Source organism: Lysinibacillus sp. AR18-8 (assembly GCF_001705465.1).
Classification (GTDB): domain Bacteria; phylum Bacillota; class Bacilli; order Bacillales_A; family Planococcaceae; genus Lysinibacillus; species Lysinibacillus capsici.
In genome coordinates this window covers 214,410-233,794 of record NZ_MDGU01000009.1, presented here as the reverse complement: position 1 = coordinate 233,794, position 19,385 = coordinate 214,410, and the positions used below count along the sequence as shown (strand labels likewise).

Genomic DNA, 19,385 nt, shown 5'->3' with positions numbered 1-19,385 from the left:
AGGAATTTGATAGTGTCGAGCATTTTAAAAAGGAACTTGAAAAGTATATAACGTATTACAACACGAGACGTTTAAAGGCAAAATTAAAACTGAGTCCGGTAGAATACCGAACTCAGTTTACCCAAGCTGCCTAAACGAAATAACCGTGTCTAACTTATAGGGGTCACTTCAGGTTGACCACCGACACTTAAGGGGATTGGTAAATAAAAAAGAATTAAGGGCAGAACAATCTACCCTTAGCTCCTTTAATATGCTTTAAATAATTTTTGTAAAATATAATAGGATTGTTTTAAGCGCTCTTCATATTTTGGTACTTGCCATGTTTCCCATGTATAAGTAGAGAGTGGTGGTAAAACACCATTAGAAGCTGCTGGCATAGATTGAACAACGTTGTTCTCTTTATCTACAAATAAAGCACCAATATAAATATTGTCTACTTTAACCGCCGCTTTATCGCCATCTTTATACAGGTTACCTATAAACTCACGCTGACTCGGATCTTTAGCTTGAATCAATAACCAAGGGATGCGAAGTTCGATAACATTGTCATCGGTCCAAGTATAATCAACTAAAGAATCATAATCTTTTGCTTCTGGATTAGCATTTCCTTGAAGTAATTTTCCTGTTTCGTAGATACTAAAATCAGTCGTTCTATTTTGCTCAGGTAAAAATAGTTGTTTATTTAACACATAGTAAATAGGGGCGAACTTTCCACTATTTTTCAAGGCATTTGCCATTCGGGGAGCAACTAAATTTAAACGGTGGCCATATAAATAATCATAGAAATCGTAGTATTCATCAATAACAACCCTAGATTGACCGTTTTTATTAAGCTCAACTATAAAATCAACACCATTGGAAAACGTCATATTTTTTATAGATGTAGCTGACGTATTTCCTTGACCTGGTACAACATCTAATAAAATGCGAGGGGAGGTATTGGCTAACTCCCCACTTTTTAATTTAATGTACAAATAGCGCTCATCATAGTCTACTGCAAAATCTGTTGGGTTGTTTGGTGCAGTATCATATAGCTGTTTACCCGTCCATTCCGTTGTCTCTCCATCTACTTTTACCTTAAGTCTATCGAAGGTTAATAATCCAAACTGTTGCTCATTTGTTTGAGCATTGGACCAAAATGGTCGACGATTCGGATCATCATAATCCATCGTATTCCACGTTCGTTTAAACCACTCATCTTGCCATGTAAAAACAAGTCCTCCCATGAGCCCCTCATGCATAATATCCTCAAATAAATGTTGAAGTGTTTCTCCCTGTGCTTGCTCTGACATTTGCCCCTGATTCCAACCATATACATTATCATGTGTTTTACCACGTGATGCTGGGATACCAAATTCCGCAATAAGAACAGGCATAGTATGAGCTTCATGGAGCTCTTTTAAATAACCTGCATAGCTATTTTTGTTCCCTCGGAAATCGACATAATTTAAATAATCTTTATCGAAATTAAAGAAGTCAGGGTAATAAGGATACACATGATAGGAAGCAAATTGTCCTGGTGCGGTCATCTCTCCTTTTGTATAAATAACATTTGGATTGACCCCTACTAAATCTTCCTCCTCTGATGGCTCTGACGGATGTTCAAGAATGTCAGTTGTGACCCAGTTCGTGAAACTCATTGGACGTAGCCAGTTATATTTTTCCTTTTCATAAACTGACACCACATCCATTTGTTCTGCTAGCCAATGCTCAAACGGAGAGGCACCCTTTGTTTCAAAAAAAGTACCGTTGTATTGACCAATATTTGCATGTTTTTCATTCGTTCCCACAACCATGTGTGGATACCATTCAATTCCTAGTACCCATCCTATAACATATTTTGATACGTCTACATCATACAAGCCAGATGCATGTCCTGGGCGAGGCTCCACATAGATATTTCCATGAATGACATCTACCATTTGTTTCATTTCTAATTGGAAATCTTCTAACGTATCTTTATCATAGGCGTCCAATGAACCTGCTAAGCCCTCTTCATTAATCCAAACTCCATGTAAAACATATAATGGTTTTTTTGGATGTTCTTCATTATATTTAGCAAGTGCTCTATAAAAGCCTGGTGGATGTAATGTATAGACTCGTATCGTATTAGCATTCATGTCTGCTATTTGTTTAAACCATCGATAATATTCCTCTTCAGTAATTGCTGCTTCTCCAGGAAAGGCGCCAGGTTTCCCCATTCCGATATTGACACCCTTAAATACGATTGGTTCCCATTTGCCATCTCTTAGCACCTCAAAAGATTGTCCCTGAATCCTTGCATTATAGTTTAATTTCTCATGATTTACAGTATCCTGAACCTCTTTGTGCTCAAATGAATCAAATATTTTATGCATTACTGGGATGTAAATGGACCAATAAAACGAACTGTCCGCATACTTCTCAGCATATTTATAGATTGTAGGTAACCCTTTTATTTTATAAATATTCGGTACCCGTGCGATATCATTAAAATCTCCCGCAAAATAATAACTAGATGTGTAGCTTTTATCTTGGCCTACAATTGCTGCAAATTGTTCTGGAATGCCATTATCCTTTAACAGCTCTGTTCCTTTTTTTGTTAAATCCCATTTATAATTTGCAAGAGCATCTTCAGCATATTTAGGTGTAATAATATCAAACCAATAATCGTATTGCGCCCTTGCAGATGAATGAAAGAATTTTTTCCCATTTTCAGTAAACTGCACTTGAATACCTTCAGATTTAACATGCTTTTTCATTTCTAGAACAAGTAGCTCCTCAGTTATTTCGTTAAATAGTAAAAAGCCTCCACCTTTATATGACCAATTATCGCCATGTTCATCGATCACCCATTGCGGTATTTCTAAATTTTTATGATAATCAAGCTCATCGAAATAACGCCCGATCCAGCCAGACCATGTGATTCCTAAATAATCCTGTAATTCTTTACGAACTTCCCCTGATGTTGGTGAAGCAAACGTGTTATACTCAGCTATTAACATGCTCTTTTTTTTGCTGGCTAAGCGTTCGACGATTGCCTGCCATTCTTTTTGTTCAAGTCCCCCAACAATTTTTTCAGAACGTTCACCTAAACGTTTTGTTTGTTGTAAATCATCTTTATAAACTCCGTACGTATCTGCCAAATAAATGACATCATAGTCACTATAATCATTTGGCAAATTCTTTTCTACAACACTTTTAGTTTCATCATTTGGGACCGTACCATAATAATCGCGTTCTACGTCATAAGGTTCATTATTTAATCTATATTTATAATGGTTTAAAAACCAATTCACCCCTAAGTGCTCTCGGTAAGACTCATTCGGAACGGTTTTATCTATAATGGCCACATTAAGCTGTTTTTCATCTTCTAAGTACCACCATGTAATAGGGATTATCATGAGGACTAGTACGACCATAACCCCTATATAGATTCGTTTCATACACTTTTCTCCTTTTCAGCAATGCCGACACGTTTCATATTACCCCAGTCACTTTTTCTTAAGACAAAACGAAGTAATCCCTCACAGCGCCAGAATAATGTTAGTGGGCGATACCAAAAAATTTCTGTAAACGCTAAAAGAATCATGCGTAACAACTCTCTTTTTTTCGGATACGTATTCATACTCCATGATTCAAACAATACTGCCGCTATTGAAAAAATAACACCATAAATAACGAATAGTAGTAGCAGCATGAGTGCAACCTCATAATAAATTTTCCCTAAGAAAAAGGCTATGACAATATAAATATATCCTCCTAACTCGACAAGAGGCCCTAGACATTCCACTAGCCAAAAATACGGGAACGAAAGAAATCCAATCATTCCATATCTAGGATTCAAGGTCATTTTTTTATGCTTCCATAGACTTTCAAATAACCCTTGATGCCACCTTCTTCGTTGATTGCGTAGTACTCCTAATGTTTGAGGTGCTTCCGTCCAGCAAACTGGGTCAGGTACAAATTCAATACGCTTATTTTCTTTTTTTTCTTTTATAAGTCGATGGATATTCACCACCAGTTCCATATCTTCCCCAATAATATTGGTTGAATATCCACCTGCTTCAACAGCCCATTTTTTAGAGAAAACACTAAATGCTCCTGAAATAATAAGGACTAAATTGAATTTACTTAACGCTATTCTCCCCATTAAAAATGCCCGCAAATATTCGATTACTTGCATGATTACTAGGTAATTACTAGGTAATTGAGTTTCATAAATAGAGCCAAACTGCATCTTCGCGCCATTTGCAATACGTATATTACCACCTGCTGCAATGACCTCACCATCAGATAAAATGATAGGCTTCATCACCCGCAGCAAGGATTTTTCATCTAAAATGGAGTCACCATCAATGGAGCAAAAATACGGATATTGAGATACATTAATACCCACATTTAGCGCATCAGCCTTACCACCATTTTCTTTATCTACTAAAATACAATTTTTATAGATTTCAGATTCATATATTTGTTTAATGTCTTTTGTAGGGATGTTAGTTCGAACAATTTTATTGATTGGCTTCATTTGAAAATGTTCGATGACCGTTTGAAGGGTTTGATCTGTAGATCCATCGTTAATAATGATAATTTCAGTTTGAGGATAACGTAAATTCAATAATGAATATACTGTATCTACAACTCCTACTTCTTCATTGTAAGCAGGAACAAGTAACGATACCGGTTTTGAATAAAAGGCATCGATATGTGCATCATCATACTCTGATAGATCGAGACGATAGCGTTTTCTTAAATCCAGCATAGCAATGATGAACATTGTACAATATGACACGATAACGAACAGCATATAAAATAAAATAATGCCCCCAAAAAACATCATGCAATAATCAATTATTTTCATTTACTTCCCCTCTTTTCTCGCTGCAATTTCTTGGGCCATTTCAATTGCATATTGATCATTTGAGGATTCAATGAATTGCTGTAATTTGGCAATACCATGTCGATCTTCTACAATCGTTTTTGCCGCTTGGGAACGTACCCACCAATTCTCATCTTGAAGAAGCTGCTCTAAATAACTATAAGTGTAAGTAAGCGGTACATGCTTGAAAATTTTGGCAACCATTAACCTGGCTTCCCACATTTCAGAAGTCACAAAAGAGACAAAGGGATCCATCTCATCAATAATTCCTATTTCATATAGCCCTTTTAATGCTCTGATGTTAATTTCCGGTGTATCATGGTGTAATAATTTTTTTAATTCATCCAAATACTCCATATTTCTTTTTACAGCAGCAGTATCAATAACAGCAAATTGCATTTTGGCCGACAAACTATTAAAATCATGGAAAAATCGAATAAATACATTATCATCTAATAATATAAATAGTCTTCTATATTCACTTTCAGCGTAATTTACATTGGAATTTTTTATTTTCTCCATAAATAAATCTGGTTGGAAAAGCGAGTATATTTTCATTAACTGGAAATATTCTTCATCTGTAATGTTATTTTTTTCGAATTCTTGGCACTTCGTTAGCAATTCATCTATTTGTAAGTCTGCAATTCGATAGAGGGCATTCATTCGAATACTCCATCGTTTACTGGATAAATCTTTTTCGTAGAATGCTTTTAAATATTGATTGGAGAATTGTTTAATTTTTAGTTCCACCTGTTCATTCCTTATATTCTTTAAATAGGATGAAAAAATTTTTTCAATAGCTTCTACTTGGGCGCTTCCTCTAGGTACCAATACGATACTAAATAATGCGTTATTGAATAAGTAATCATACCAAAGTTGAGAATAATTTTGTAAATAACGGTCACGAACTTTTTCAAAATAGCTTTCACGCTGTCGCTGAACAAGTAAATACATTAAAAAGATAAAGAGCACAACTAATAAGAAAGAAATTATTGCCAAAAGCGTCGAAACAGTCAGCTTGATCATTGCCAAAACCTCGCAAACGTTCTTTTAATTTTGGCTTCGAGCAAACGTAAATTAAATGGTTTGACAATATATTCATCAACACCGCCCTCATAAGCATTAAGCGCTGCCCCTTCAGAATTGCGTTCTGACATCATATAAATAATAAATTTCTTTTCATTTGGCATATGTCGTAAGATATGCAATATTTCTAAGCCATTTTTCAGAGGTAAAATATCATTCATAAGAATTAGATGCATATGCCCTGATTTATAATCATCCGATTGTAAAAAGCTATAGCCATCCTCGTAAACCTTTACATCTAAAGAAAAATAAGGGATATTTATTTGCTTAAGCGTTGACTCTAATACTTGTCTAAAAATGGCGTTTTGCTCAATAATACTAACTTTCACTAATTCAGTTGGTTGCTCACAGTAATCCTTTACCTCTGCTATACTCCATGTTAATTGCTCATCCCCTGATAACATCTGTTTATTTTTATTTAACAGCTCTTCAAAAATAACGTTATTATTTCTTATTTCTGTTATAGAGGCCTTTAATGCAATCTGTTGGAACTTCCGTTCTGCTTTTAAGATGGCAAATATTCGTTTTAAAAACGCCCTAGCTTCTACATCACTACTTTGTAAAAAGAAGATGCCCCAATGATCCCCGTCGGATAATTGAAAAAGCAAGTCTGTCTTGCGTATTTTTGATTGTAAAAACGAGGTAACTTGATCATTCACATTTTCATTCAGTTGTGTAGCATTAGCTGTTTTTAAAAAGACTGCTGTTATAGTAAGGCGTGATCTAATAACACTTTCTCGCCATATTTTAAAGTAGCGCTCTACTTCATGTTCTTGCATGATGTCATGGGTGAATTTTATATCATTCATTAGAATCACTCCATCTAGTTTTTTCTTATTATTACTTTCTATCATTTATTTCGTAGATTAACAACATTACTATAGTAATAAATGTGACTAAACAATAAATAGACGTCATAAAAAATACATAGTTTCTCATCAATTTAACTACAAATAAAAAAGAGTACATAAGTCGTTAAACTTATGTACCCTTTTATAAAATTTTTAATTCTTATTTTACCGGTACTACTGCACCTTTCCACTCTTCTAAAATGAAGTCTTGGATTTCTTTAGATGTTAATACTTCTAATAATTTTTTAATTTCAGGTTTTGATTCATCACCTGCACGTACAGCGATGATGTTAACATATGGAGATTCTTTATCTTCAAGAGAAATAGCATCTTCAATTGGGTTTAAACCGTTATCGATGGCAAAGTTAGAATTGATAAGTACTGCATCGCCTTCATCGTTTTCGTACATTTGTACAAGCATTTCTGGGGCAGTATTTGCATCGAATTTAAAGTTTTTAGGATTTTCTTCAATATCCTTTAATTCTGCTGCTGTTTTATCAATGCCTTCTTTTAATTTGATTAAGCCTTTAGCCTCTAACAATGACAGCATACGACCATGGTCAGATACTGAGTTAGAAAGTAAAATTGTTGCGCCTTCAGGCAGGTCTTCTAACGTTTTATATTTTTTAGAGTAAATACCGATTGGTTCAATATGAACGCCACCTGCATTAACGAAATCATAGCCATTGTCTTTAATTTGTAGCTCTAAGTAAGGAATGTGCTGGAAATAGTTTGCATCAAGTGTTTTTGAGTCTAAATCTTGGTTTGGTAGAACATAATCTGTATACGTTTCAATTTTAAGGTCTATGCCTTCTTTAGCTAAGATCGGTTTTGCTTTTTCTAAAATAACTGCGTGTGGTGTATTAGAAGCACCTACTTTTAATATTACGTTTTCTTTGCTATCTGTTTGATCGCCAGATGCTGATTTTTCATCTTCTTTTTTATCTGTACCGCAAGCTGCTAATGCTAGTACAAGTATTGATAAAAATAATCCTGCTAATAACTTTTTCATTTATGACACTCCCTTTTATTTGTTTAAAATATGTTAGCGGTAAAAACCGGAATAACCCCTTTTTCTTGCTAGCGTTTATCAATTTTCTCGGTAATTAAATCACCAATCCATTGAATAATAAATACGACTACTAAGATCAAAATAGTTGCCATTAATGTCACATCTTGGCGATTTCGCTGGAAGCCGTCTAAGAAAGCTAAGTTACCAAGACCACCTGCACCAATAATTCCTGCCATCGCTGTATATCCTACAAGAGCAACAGCCGTTACAGTGATACCAGAAATCAAAGCTGGTAATGATTCCGGAACCAATACTTTCCAAATAATCGTAGAAGTTTTTGCTCCCATTGAACGGGCTGCTTCAATCACACCTTTATCAATTTCACGTAACGCAATTAATACCATACGAGCATAAAACGGTGCTGCACCGATAATTAAAGCAGGTAACGCCGCATTGGCACCGCGAATTGTACCTAGTAAAAACTTCGTAAATGGAATTAATAAAATAATTAATACGATAAATGGAATGGAACGGAAAATATTAACGAGTGATCCTGTTAAAAAGTTAACGATTTTATTTGCCCATAACTGATTGGGGCTAGTTAGAAATAGAACAATACCAATGACTAACCCAAGAATAAATGTCACAACCGTTGATATAGCTGTCATGTATAAAGTTTCATAGGTAGCTTGCCACATATTTTCCCAGTCTACATTCGGAAAGAGATTAGTTAGCATTTTCAATCACCTCCGTCTGTACTTCCACTGTATTTAAATAACGAAGGGCTTCAGTGACGTTTGTCTGAGAGCCATCAATTTGCACAATCAATGTACCATATGCACCATTTTTTGTTTGCGAAATATTTCCGTGAACAATACTTACTTCTACATCAAATTGTTTCACAAGATGTGAGATGACAGGCTGTTCTGTTTTTTCACCAACAAAAATCAATTTGACAAGTTGTCCAGTTGGATAGTTTGTTTTAATTTGTGCTACCGTATCCTGTGTTTCCTTAGTGTCTGTAATTTGAGATACAAACTTCTTAGTAATAGCCGCCTGTGGGGCTTGGAAGACTTGTAATACCTCACCACGTTCCACAATTTCGCCTGCCTCCATCACCGCTACACGATGACAAATTTTGCGGATGACATGCATTTCGTGGGTAATCAGGACGATTGTTAAGCCTAAGCGTTCATTTATATCTACGAGTAAATCAAGAATGGCATCCGTTGTTTCAGGGTCGAGTGCGGATGTCGCCTCATCACATAGTAAAACCTCTGGATTATTCGCTAATGCACGTGCAATTCCTACACGCTGCTTTTGTCCCCCGGAAAGCTGGGATGGATATGCCTTATCGCGCCCTTCTAAGCCTACAAGGGCAATTAATTCCTTCACACGCGCTTCACGTTGAGCCTTTGGGAAGCCTGCGATTTCTAAAGGGAATGCAATATTTTCGGCAACTGTTCTTGACCAAAGTAAATTAAAATGCTGGAAAATCATACTTACCTTTTGTCTAGCTGCTCTAAGCTTTTGCCCTTTTATCGATGAAAATTCTTGATTGTTCACCGTTACTGTTCCTGCTGTCGGTTTCTCTAAACCGTTTAATAAACGAATCATGGTACTTTTACCAGCACCACTATAGCCGATAATGCCAAAAATTTCACCTTTATTAATAGTAAGGTTGACGTCTTTGACTGCCGTTAATTCGCCATTTGCTGTTTTGTATTTCTTTGTAATATTTTGAAGCTGGATCATAGCGAATACTCCTTTTCTCATATAGAAAACCCCTTCACTCACAGACAAGTAGAAGGGGTCACGTATGATACGTTAAACCGTTCTCTCATCTTTCAAAGAAAAATCTTTGGGTGATTTGGCACCTTTTCACATTGTGATGGTTGCCGGGCTTCATAGGGCACTTCCCTCCGCCACTCTTCATAAGAGTTCGATATATTTAATGTTTTAGTAATATATTTGATACTTTACCACGCTAGTAAAGTTCAGTCAATTGATTTTTTTAACAATTCATATAAAAATGGTACGGATTGAAAAGCATAAATCTTTTCTGTCACTTTTCCGCCATCACTGATGAGTAGACATGGAACACTTTCAATTTGATGCTCATAAGCTATGTGTTCCAAAAAGTTGATATTTGCTTTACCAATTTGTAGCTGTGGCAGTAATTGCTCAATAATGGACATCATTTTAGATGCCACTGCACACGTTCCACACATCGGTGTATATAAATAAAATGCAGTTTTCTCTCCCGACTGTTTAGCCGCTTCCCACTGCTCTATTGACCATTCTTCCATTTACTCACGCAACCTTACAAAATATATTCATTATGGATTGAAAAATGTGCACGCAGTAAGATCATTGCTAGCACTTTTCTTGGTGTCGTTTCTACTTCCTTGTATGTTGGCATTGTGCGCAGATGCTCAGCCTCTGGATAATGTCTGTCCATTAATGCACGTAGCTTATCACCAGAAGTATCTGCATCAAAAAAAGTAAATAGCTCACAGCCCTCATAGGGATCCAGTAGTTCTTCTAATTGATGCACACCAATTGTACCATTCGTACATAGTATTGTAACATTCTCATTCAAAATAGGCTCAATTTGTAGCTTATCTGAGCGCCCTTCTACTATCAAGCATTTTCCCTCGAACATTACGCCACCTCCATTTAGAGATCCCCACTTATAAGTCATTATATAACAAAAAACGCCGGTAGTTTCCGACGTTTTTCGATTATGGCTTGTCTTATTCAGCGATCATTTCTTCGTATTGCTCTGCTGTCATTAGTTTCTCAACTTCTGATGCGTCAGCAGGCTCAACAACGATCATCCATGCTTTTTCATATGGTGATTCATTAACGAATTCTGGGCTATCTTCTAAATCTGCATTTACTTCAACTACAGTACCTGAGATTGGTGCATATAATTCAGAAACAGTTTTTACTGATTCTACGCTACCGAATGGATCATCTGTTTTGATTTCGTCGCCAACTTGTGGAAGCTCAACGAATACGATATCTCCTAATTCAGATTGTGCGAAGTGAGTAATACCAATACGTACTTTTCCATCTTCTACTTTTACCCATTCATGTTCTTCAGAGTATCGTAAGTCTTTAGGTGTGCTCATGCAAAAAACCCCTCCATAAATATGTAATATATTCACTTTCAGTGTGCCATACTTCTCCTATAAATACAAGGTTTAATACGGTTATTTCCAAGCTTGCTCAAAATCTACTTCTTTAAAACCTAAAGTAACTTTTTTTCCATCTGTCACGATGGGACGTTTCATTAACATGCCATCTGAAGCAAGTAGCTCAAGCTGCTCATCCTCCGTCATTTCCGCTAACTTGTCCTTTAAGCCAAGCTCACGATATTTCATGCCTGAGGTATTAAAAAATTTCTTCAAAGGCTGTCCACTAGCTTGCCAAATAGCTGTTAGTTCTTCTTTAGTGGGAGGTTGCTCTGCGATATGTACCTCTTCATAGGAAACCTCATGCTCATTTAACCACTTCTGTGCCTTTTTACATGTTGTACATTTCGGATAATGGAAAAATTGAATCGTCATTACAATGCTCCTCTTCTGTCTTTTTCTGTAGTATACCATCATAGTTGTTTTCAATGGTGAACTTCACTCTTTTTTGTAAGTTTATCCACCAGTTGTGCAAATTTATCCGCTCCTTTTACGATTATCCATCTCATATAAAAAACCTAGCTATCTTTTGCAGATAGCTAGGTTAAATTTGCACTATTATACAATATATTTTTCAGCATCAATTAATTTAACGGAAGCCTCACGCTTCTTCGCAATTAAATTGTATGGATTATTACGCGTTAGCTTACGCAGTGCAGATAATGTCATACGGGCTGCATCGCCATCCGCTGAAGCAAGAATTGTGTCTTTTGCTTCTTTTTCGATTTCTGCGAATGCTTCTTGGCAGAAAATTTGTGTGTATAGCAATTTTTGATGTGCTTTTTCAGCACCGTCACGAGCAATTGCTTTTTCTGTACGTAAGACAGCTGATTCCATTGCAAATAATTGGTTAGCTATATTCGCAATGTTTACCAATACTTCTTGCTCTTGATCAAGCTTTGCACCAAAGCGTTGTGCTGCTAATCCTGCAGCTAATACAGCAATCTTCTTGGCATTTTTCACTAAATATTTTTCTTGTGCTAACGGCTCTGTACCGATATCCTCTGGCATTAGCATAAGCAGCTCTTGCTGTAAATTTTGGGCAACTTGTAATAATGGTAGCTCACCCTTTAGCGCCTTTTTCATAAATGTGCCAGGTACAATCATGCGGTTAATTTCGTTTGTACCTTCAAAAATTCGATTAATACGAGAATCACGGTAAATACGCTCTACCTCATATTCAGCCATAAAGCCATAACCGCCATGAAGTTGGACAGCTTCGTCAGCAATATAGTCTAAAGTTTCTGAACCGAATACTTTAGCAATAGAGCATTCAATGGCATATTCAGCAATCGCTCCTGCAATTACTTTACCTTGCTTTTGCTCTTCTAGGCTTAATTGGCTTAAGCGATCCTCAAATAGGCCCACAGTACGATAGTTTAATGATTCTGAAGCATACAATTGAGAAGCCATCGTTGATAATTTTTCTTTTGTCAGATTGAAATCAGAAAGCTTTGTCTTAAACTGCTGACGTTGGTTTGTATACTGAATAGCTAACTCCAATGCACGTTTCGATCCGCCAATTGTGCCCACGCCTAGTTTATATCGACCAATGTTTAAAATATTGAACGCAATGATATGCCCACGACCAATTTCGCCTAATAGATTTTCTACAGGTACTTCGGCATCTTCCAATACCAATGTACGAGTTGATGATGATTTAATCCCCATTTTCTTTTCTTCAGGACCAACTGAAACACCATTGTAGGCACGTTCTACGATAAAGGCAGAGAATTTATCGCCATCAATTTTTGCGTAGACCACAAATACATCAGCAAAGCCTGCATTCGTAATCCACTGTTTTTCACCATTTAAAATATAATGTGTGCCAGCTTCATTTAATTTTGCAGTCGTTTTTGCACCTAGAGCATCTGAACCTGAACCTGGCTCTGTTAATGCATAGGCAGCGATTAATTCACCTGAAGCAAGCTTAGGTAAATATTTTCTCTTTTGATCTTCATTACCGAATAGAACAATTGGTAATGACCCAATACCAACGTGGGCACCATGTGTGATTGAGAAACCACCTGCAACAGACATTTTTTCAGCGATTAAAGCTGAAGAAACTTTGTCTAATCCTAACCCTTCGTATTCTTCAGGCACATCTGCTCCAAGTAAGCCTAATTCGCCTGCACTTTTTAGGAGACGCACTGAATGCTCAAATTCATGGTGCTCTAAATTTTCCACTACTGGTAAAACTTCATTTGTAACGTATTCCTCTGTTGTTTTAGCAATCATTTTATGCTCGTCAGTGAAATCTTCCGGTGTAAATACACGATCTAATTCCACATCTTCAATAAGAAATCCGCCACCTTTAATGAAATCAGTTGTTTTTTCAGTCATGATTAATTCCTCCCAATATATCTTTTTGTTAGTTGATTCCCCTAATGATCATGTATAGAAAAGCTTGACGTATACAATGTTCGGAGGCAACCGTAAACAGTACACCTCAAGCTGATCTAGCAAAAATTATAGAATTTCAAATACGCCAGCAGCACCCATGCCGCCACCAATACACATTGTCACTACGCCATATTTCTTCCCTTGACGCTTCAATTCATGAATTAGCTTTAATGTTAAAATAGCTCCCGTTGCGCCTAGTGGATGACCTAATGCAATCGCTCCACCATTGACATTGACTTTCTCTTGGTCGATGCCTAAATGACGTACCACCTGTAATGACTGTGAAGCAAATGCTTCATTGATTTCCCATACATCAATATCTTCGATGGATAAACCTGCAATTTCCAACGCTTTTGGCACTGCCACGATAGGCCCGATACCCATTACTTCAGGAGGTACACCGCCAACTGCAAAGCCTAGGAATTTTGCCATTGGTGTCAGTCCTTGCTTATCAGCCTCTTCACGATCCATTACTAGTACAGCTGCTGCACCATCAGAAGTTTGAGAGGCATTGCCCGCCGTTACACTGCCTTTTACGTGGAAAGCTGGACGTAGTTTGGCTAAACCTTCAACTGATGTACCTGGACGTACACCTTCATCCATACTGAATGTGAATTTTTTCACTTGTGGTTTATTGTTATCGTCTACGTAATGCTGTTCCACTTCAATTGGTACAATTTCATCATTGAATTTACCTTCTTTAATTGCCTTTTCAGCAAGCTCATGCGAGCGAACAGCAAAAGCATCTTGGTCTTCACGACTAACATTATATTGACGAGCTACTTCCTCAGCTGTATGCCCCATGCCCATATAATACTGTGGAGCCGTTTCTGCTAAAGTCGGATTTAAACGTGGTGTATTCCCTACCATCGGCACCATGCTCATGGATTCTACACCACCAGCAAGAATAGCCTTTGAGTGTCCTAGCATAATTCGCTCTGCTGCATAAGCAATTGCCTGTAAACCTGATGAGCAAAATCTATTGATTGTCAGAGCAGGCGTTGTATCTGGTAATCCAGCTAGTGCCCCAATACTACGTGCTACATTCATTCCTTGCTCTGCTTCTGGCATTGCACAGCCTAAAATTAAATCATCAATTGGCCCTTCATAGCCTGCTCTTTTCAATGTTTCTTTGACTACAACAGCACCAAAATCATCTGGTCTTACTGTTGCTAAAGAACCTTTTTTTGCTTTTCCAATTGGAGTTCGTGCTCCTGCTACAATAACGGCTTCACGCATCGTATTAATCCCCCTTTGTTTCATGTGCAAGATTGATCTATTTCGTCAATTAGTTACGAAGTGGTTTACCTTTTAACAGCATGTGTTGCATTCTCTGCTGTGATAGCGGATCAGCAACAAGACTAAGGAATGCCTCACGCTCTAAGTTCAATAAATATTGCTCATCGACTAATGTGCCGTACGGAACCTTTCCACCTGCAATAACATAAGCTAATTTTTTAGCAATTTTTAAATCATGTTCGCTAATAAAGCCTGACTCAAACATCCCTTGCGCACCGATGAGTAATGTACCATAGCCTGATGCACCGACCACTGGCACTTTTGTTGGTACAGGTGGTTGATAGCCCGCTTCGTAAAGTGCTAATGCAACCTGCTTCGCATCATACAATTGATGATCTGGATTAACTGAAATACCATCCGCAAAGTTTAGGAAATTATTTTCACGTGCTTCCTCACCAGATGTTGAAACCTTCGCCATCGCAATTGTTTCAAATACTTTATTAGCAATATGTTGATAGTCTACCTCTACGCCGTTTGGTAAGCCCTTTAGGAATTTCTGATAGAGCGCTTTATTTCCGCCACCACCTGGGATTAATCCAACCCCTACTTCCACTAAGCCCATATATGTTTCCATTGTTGCTTGAATATGTGCAGCTGGTAAGCAAACCTCTGCTCCTCCGCCTAATGTCATGGCAAACGGTGCTGCTACAACAGGCTTACGTGAATATTTAATTTTCTGCATAGCATCTTGGAATGCTTTAATGACGAAATCTAGCTCAAATATATTATCATCCTGTGCTTCTACCAAAATCATTCCTAGATTTGCCCCAACACAGAAGTTTTTCCCCTGATTACCGATGACTAAGCCCTTATAGTTAGCCTCTACTTCATCTACCGCAAAGTTAATCATTTGAATAATATCCAAGCCGATTGCATTGGATTGCGAATGGAACTCCAGTAATGCAATTCCATCCCCTAAATCTATTAAACTAGCACCTGTGTTTGATTTAATCACACCATGCTTTTTCTTATAACGTTTTAAATTAATCTCTTTTTCATTGACTGGCACTTTCACATATTGTGAACCATTATAGTAAGCTAAATCTCCGTCTAATTCTGTATAGAATGTCTCCACGCCATTTGCTAACATCTCTTTGACAAAAGCAGGTACCTCTCGGCCCTCAGCCTCCATTTTCGCCACAGAGTCTTTTACGCCTATAGCATCCCAAATCTCAAATGGCCCTTGTTGCCAGCCGAATCCCCATTTCATCGCGTTATCAATGGCTACGATATCATCTGCAATCTCCCCATGTAGCTGTGCAGAATAAAGGAGCGTTGGTGCAAAAATCCCCCATAATAGCTCGCCTGTACGATCCTTTGCATAGGTTAACGCCTTCACTTTATTAGCCAATCCACGAGTTTGTTTTGCCATTTCAATAGAAGGTGTTTTTAATTTTTTGGCTGGACTATACGTTAAGGTTGCTGGATCAATCTCATGTATCTCTTTTCCTTGTTTTAAGAAGAAACCTTGACCTGATTTTGCTCCTAGCCAACCGTTTGTGACCATTTTTTGTAAAAATTCAGGTACTGCAAATACTTGCTGCTCCTCACCTGTTGTTTGATCGTAAACATTTTTCGCTACATGAATGAATGTATCTAAACCAACTACATCTAGCGTACGGAAAGTTGCAGACTTTGGACGGCCGATAAGCGGACCTGTTACAGAGTCTACCTCACCAACAGAGTAACCACCTTTTAACATTTCCTGTAAAGTGATAAGTAAACCATATGTTCCGATGCGGTTGGCAATAAAGTTTGGTGTATCTTTTGCAAGTACAACTCCTTTACCAAGCACATCTTCCCCAAACGTTTTCATGAAGCTAACTACTTCAGGTGCAGTTGTATTGGCAGGAATCACTTCTAATAATTTTAAATAGCGAGGTGGGTTGAAAAAATGTGTGCCAAGAAAATGCTTTTGAAAATCATCTGAACGTCCCTCTGCCATCGCATTAATGCTAATACCAGATGTATTTGAACTAATGATTGTTCCTGGTGAACGAACCGCATCAATTTTTTCATAAAGACTTTGTTTAATTGGTAAATTTTCTACAACAACCTCAATAATCCAATCTACATCTTTTAGTTTCCCTAGATCGTCTTCAAAGTTGCCAACTGATAATAGTGATAAATTTTTCTTAGAAGTAAGTGGTGCTGGCTTTTGCTTTAATAACTTTTGCAAAGCTCCGTTTACAATACGATTTCTAACAGCTGGATGCTCTAAAGAAAGGCCTTTTGCTTCTTCCTCTTGCGTCAGTTCCTTCGGTGCTATATCCAATAGTAATGTTGGTATACCGATATTTGCTAAATGTGCTGCAATTCCAGAGCCCATCACCCCAGAACCTAGAACAGCTGCTTTTTTAATGTTGTAAGTCACAAGCAATTCCCCCTTATTCTCCCATTGAATGAATAGCCATTCATTTTTTGGCCAAAAAAATATCAAGTGTTCCTTAGTGAATTTTTTGTCCTTTTGTTGAATGAGATTCCCTCCACTCAACCAAGCACGACTAAGGTTTATCTTCGCTCCAAAATGACACTTCTTAATGAATGAAGATAAAACTACTTTTCTGTTTTTAGTGTAGATTATTTTGTCTAATTTAGCAATCTTTTTTCAAGAATTATTTTTGCAGTATACATCTTTTTTTGTTTTTAACGAGCTAAAAGAGGACAAGAAGTAGCGATTGAAACGGCCAAACAGAAAACTTTCAGATTGCGAGAAAAATGTGTAGAATGGAAAGCAAGGAGAGTGAATACTTAATGAAAACTATTACTACTGCAGAACAATTTAACGAATTAATCGCTGGCGACCAAAAAGTTTTAGTGAAATTTTATGCTGGCTGGTGCCCTGATTGCACACGTATGAATATGTTCATCGATCCAATCATTGAAGAGTACAACCAATATGATTGGTATGAGCTAAACCGAGACGAGCTTCCAGAAATCGCTGATAAGTACGATGTTATGGGAATTCCAAGTCTATTGATTTTCCAAAATGGTGAAAAACTTGCACACTTACATAGTGCAAATGCAAAAACACCTCAGCAAGTAACAGAATTTTTATCTGCTCAACAATAATGGCGAGAGAGCTGCATTTCTTCTTGAAATGCAGCTCTTTTTGAAAGGAGTTTATTATGCGTCAACAATTGGCACTACGAGGGGCTTCACAATATGAGATTTCCATTGCATCAAGCTATCGCAATTCTGCCTGTGGACCTACTACGATTCATGTCATCTTAAAATTTTTAAATGAGTCAGCTCCTTCTATTAATGAGCTATATAAACTGCTTGGTGGTACAAAAATTGGCTTATTCAAATGGAGACTGATTCACAATCTTCGTCAATTGCTTCCAACGTGGGATATTCGAACATGTTCATTAAAGGAAGCTCTACAGGAAATTGACGCAGGTCGACCAGTTGCTATGCGTTTTGATCGCTATTTTAGCCTTCAGTGGCGTGATAAAAAATCAACCTTTGCTTATCATTGGGTACCGCTTATAGGCTATGAGATAAAAAATGATGAGCTATGGCTAATATTCCATGATAATGGTGGTCCACAACGTGATAGCCAAATTCGTCAGGCTCTCTATAAAGACAACGAAAAGGTATTATCCTTCGTGAAAATGGTTCCTTACTAGAGCAAATATCGATTAGCCTTCTTTTTGCTCTCTATTCTTTTCCTTACAATAAAAAAAGCAGAGCATATAACTATACTCTGCGATGATTGATTAAATAAGCGAATACAAAGAACGGGCGTGCTTGGCAATTAGTGTGTAGCCACGCTCTTCTATTGCTTTAAAAATATGTGGTTCGTAAGTTGGTAACACAAGGCTTGTAAAATCAGCGTCAATTGGTACATTGGTTTGAATCGTTGCAAGCTCATGTGATAGCTGCAACATATCTAAATTATCTTGAATTTTTGTTCTTTGACCTGGCTTCAATTCACCGAGTGATGCCAGTATTTTGTCTATTGAGCCATATGTTTGAATAAGCGTTAACGCTTGTTTTGGGCCAATCCCTTTCACACCTGGATAGCCATCACTTGAATCACCCATAAAGGCTTTCACCTGTGCAAACTGTGAAGGTTCAATACAATATTCTTCTTTAAAGCGAGCATGTGTATAAATATCGTATTCTGTATAGCCCTTTTTCATAAACGCAATTTCTGTAGACGGCCTTAAAAGCTGAAGTAAATCCTTATCACCACTAATGACCGTAATGTCTGCCTCGTCCTGCCATTTCGTTATCATGGAGCCAATTAAATCATCTGCCTCCATGCCCTTCACCCCGAAATTTTGCCAACCCATTTGCTGCGATAAATTTTTCGCCATATCAAATTGTGGTAGCATTTCCTCTGGAGGTGCTGGGCGATTCGCTTTATAGCCATCAAATAAATCATTGCGGAATGTATGTGCGCCCATATCCCAGCAAACAGCCATATGTGTTGGCTTCATAATAGTTTGTGCTGTTAGAACATGTCGCACAAATCCTTGGGCCCCATTCGTAGGTGTTCCATCTGCCAAGCGAATAAAATGCCCCATGGCAGCCGAAGCGAAAAAAGAACGGAATAACAGTGCCATACCGTCGACAATCAATAATCTTGGTTTTGTTGTCATCATAAATTTCCTCTCTATTACAATACAAAGTTTGTATTTATTTATTGTTTTCTATTTAAACAT

The 19,385-nt window shown here is 37.4% G+C and carries 18 protein-coding genes and 1 riboswitch; of the genes, 3 read left to right on the top strand and 15 right to left on the bottom strand.

Going from position 1 to position 19,385, the window contains the following annotated elements:
- Nucleotides 1–134, top strand: a 134-nt coding sequence (locus tag BFM98_RS23385; protein ID WP_139111232.1) for an IS3 family transposase, incomplete at its 5' end; no start/stop codon positions are given.
- 111 nt (nucleotides 135–245) lie between these two features.
- On the opposite strand, the gene BFM98_RS09045 is transcribed toward BFM98_RS23385, so the two are convergent.
- The 14 genes from BFM98_RS09045 to BFM98_RS08980 form a co-directional block, all read right to left on the bottom strand.
- A complete protein-coding gene (locus tag BFM98_RS09045) occupies nucleotides 246–3,425 on the bottom strand; it encodes a hypothetical protein (RefSeq protein WP_066037175.1) in 3,180 nt (1,059 codons plus the stop codon).
- The gene (locus BFM98_RS09040; protein ID WP_066037174.1) at nucleotides 3,422–4,843 is read right to left on the bottom strand and encodes a glycosyltransferase family 2 protein; all 1,422 of its coding nucleotides are present in this window, start codon (nucleotides 4,841–4,843) and stop codon (nucleotides 3,422–3,424) included. Before BFM98_RS09040 ends, BFM98_RS09045 begins: the two co-directional genes overlap by 4 nt.
- On the bottom strand, nucleotides 4,844–5,887 hold the full coding sequence (locus tag BFM98_RS09035) for a HEAT repeat domain-containing protein (protein WP_066037173.1): 1,044 nt from the start codon (nucleotides 5,885–5,887) through the stop codon (nucleotides 4,844–4,846).
- On the bottom strand, nucleotides 5,884–6,756 hold the full coding sequence (locus BFM98_RS09030; RefSeq protein WP_054549458.1) for a response regulator: 873 nt from the start codon (nucleotides 6,754–6,756) through the stop codon (nucleotides 5,884–5,886). Before BFM98_RS09030 ends, BFM98_RS09035 begins: the two co-directional genes overlap by 4 nt.
- Nucleotides 6,757–6,958: 202 nt before the next feature.
- Entirely contained in the window at nucleotides 6,959–7,810 is an 852-nt protein-coding gene (locus BFM98_RS09025; RefSeq protein WP_066037172.1) for a MetQ/NlpA family ABC transporter substrate-binding protein, read from the bottom strand.
- 68 nt (nucleotides 7,811–7,878) lie between these two features.
- Entirely contained in the window at nucleotides 7,879–8,547 is a 669-nt protein-coding gene (locus tag BFM98_RS09020; protein ID WP_004228234.1) for a methionine ABC transporter permease, read from the bottom strand.
- Nucleotides 8,537–9,565, bottom strand: coding sequence for a methionine ABC transporter ATP-binding protein (locus BFM98_RS09015; protein ID WP_004228232.1), 1,029 nt, complete (start codon nucleotides 9,563–9,565; stop codon nucleotides 8,537–8,539). Before BFM98_RS09015 ends, BFM98_RS09020 begins: the two co-directional genes overlap by 11 nt.
- Nucleotides 9,566–9,647: 82 nt before the next feature.
- A riboswitch (SAM riboswitch) is annotated at nucleotides 9,648–9,751 on the bottom strand.
- A 56-nt stretch (nucleotides 9,752–9,807) separates the two neighbouring features.
- Complete coding sequence (locus tag BFM98_RS09010; RefSeq protein WP_054549461.1) at nucleotides 9,808–10,119, bottom strand: thioredoxin family protein; 312 nt, start codon at nucleotides 10,117–10,119, stop codon at nucleotides 9,808–9,810.
- Nucleotides 10,120–10,133: 14 nt separating this feature from the next.
- Nucleotides 10,134–10,475, bottom strand: coding sequence for a toprim domain-containing protein (locus tag BFM98_RS09005; RefSeq protein ID WP_004228229.1), 342 nt, complete (start codon nucleotides 10,473–10,475; stop codon nucleotides 10,134–10,136).
- Nucleotides 10,476–10,566: 91 nt separating this feature from the next.
- Nucleotides 10,567–10,947, bottom strand: coding sequence for a glycine cleavage system protein GcvH (gene gcvH, locus BFM98_RS09000; protein ID WP_004228227.1), 381 nt, complete (start codon nucleotides 10,945–10,947; stop codon nucleotides 10,567–10,569).
- An 81-nt stretch (nucleotides 10,948–11,028) separates the two neighbouring features.
- Nucleotides 11,029–11,385, bottom strand: a complete 357-nt coding sequence (locus tag BFM98_RS08995; RefSeq protein ID WP_054549462.1) for an arsenate reductase family protein — start codon at nucleotides 11,383–11,385, stop codon at nucleotides 11,029–11,031.
- Nucleotides 11,386–11,568: 183 nt separating this feature from the next.
- A complete protein-coding gene (locus BFM98_RS08990) occupies nucleotides 11,569–13,353 on the bottom strand; it encodes an acyl-CoA dehydrogenase family protein (protein ID WP_066037171.1) in 1,785 nt (594 codons plus the stop codon).
- Nucleotides 13,354–13,479: 126 nt separating this feature from the next.
- Nucleotides 13,480–14,652 carry an acetyl-CoA C-acetyltransferase gene (locus tag BFM98_RS08985; RefSeq protein WP_066037170.1) on the bottom strand — a complete coding sequence of 391 codons (1,173 nt, stop codon included), beginning with the start codon at nucleotides 14,650–14,652 and terminating at the stop codon, nucleotides 13,480–13,482.
- Nucleotides 14,653–14,701: 49 nt separating this feature from the next.
- The gene (locus BFM98_RS08980) at nucleotides 14,702–17,086 is read right to left on the bottom strand and encodes a 3-hydroxyacyl-CoA dehydrogenase/enoyl-CoA hydratase family protein (RefSeq protein ID WP_066037169.1); all 2,385 of its coding nucleotides are present in this window, start codon (nucleotides 17,084–17,086) and stop codon (nucleotides 14,702–14,704) included.
- 353 nt (nucleotides 17,087–17,439) lie between these two features.
- On the opposite strand from BFM98_RS08980, the gene BFM98_RS08975 reads away from it, so the two are divergent.
- Nucleotides 17,440–17,784 carry a thioredoxin family protein gene (locus tag BFM98_RS08975; protein ID WP_081010969.1) on the top strand — a complete coding sequence of 115 codons (345 nt, stop codon included), beginning with the start codon at nucleotides 17,440–17,442 and terminating at the stop codon, nucleotides 17,782–17,784.
- A gap of 56 nt (nucleotides 17,785–17,840) precedes the next feature.
- A complete protein-coding gene (locus BFM98_RS08970; RefSeq protein ID WP_066037168.1) occupies nucleotides 17,841–18,344 on the top strand; it encodes a C39 family peptidase in 504 nt (167 codons plus the stop codon).
- Nucleotides 18,345–18,434: 90 nt separating this feature from the next.
- Here BFM98_RS08970 and BFM98_RS08965 read toward each other — a convergent pair whose 3' ends face one another.
- Complete coding sequence (locus tag BFM98_RS08965; protein ID WP_004228212.1) at nucleotides 18,435–19,322, bottom strand: 5'-3' exonuclease; 888 nt, start codon at nucleotides 19,320–19,322, stop codon at nucleotides 18,435–18,437.
- Nucleotides 19,323–19,385 lie beyond the last annotated feature (63 nt).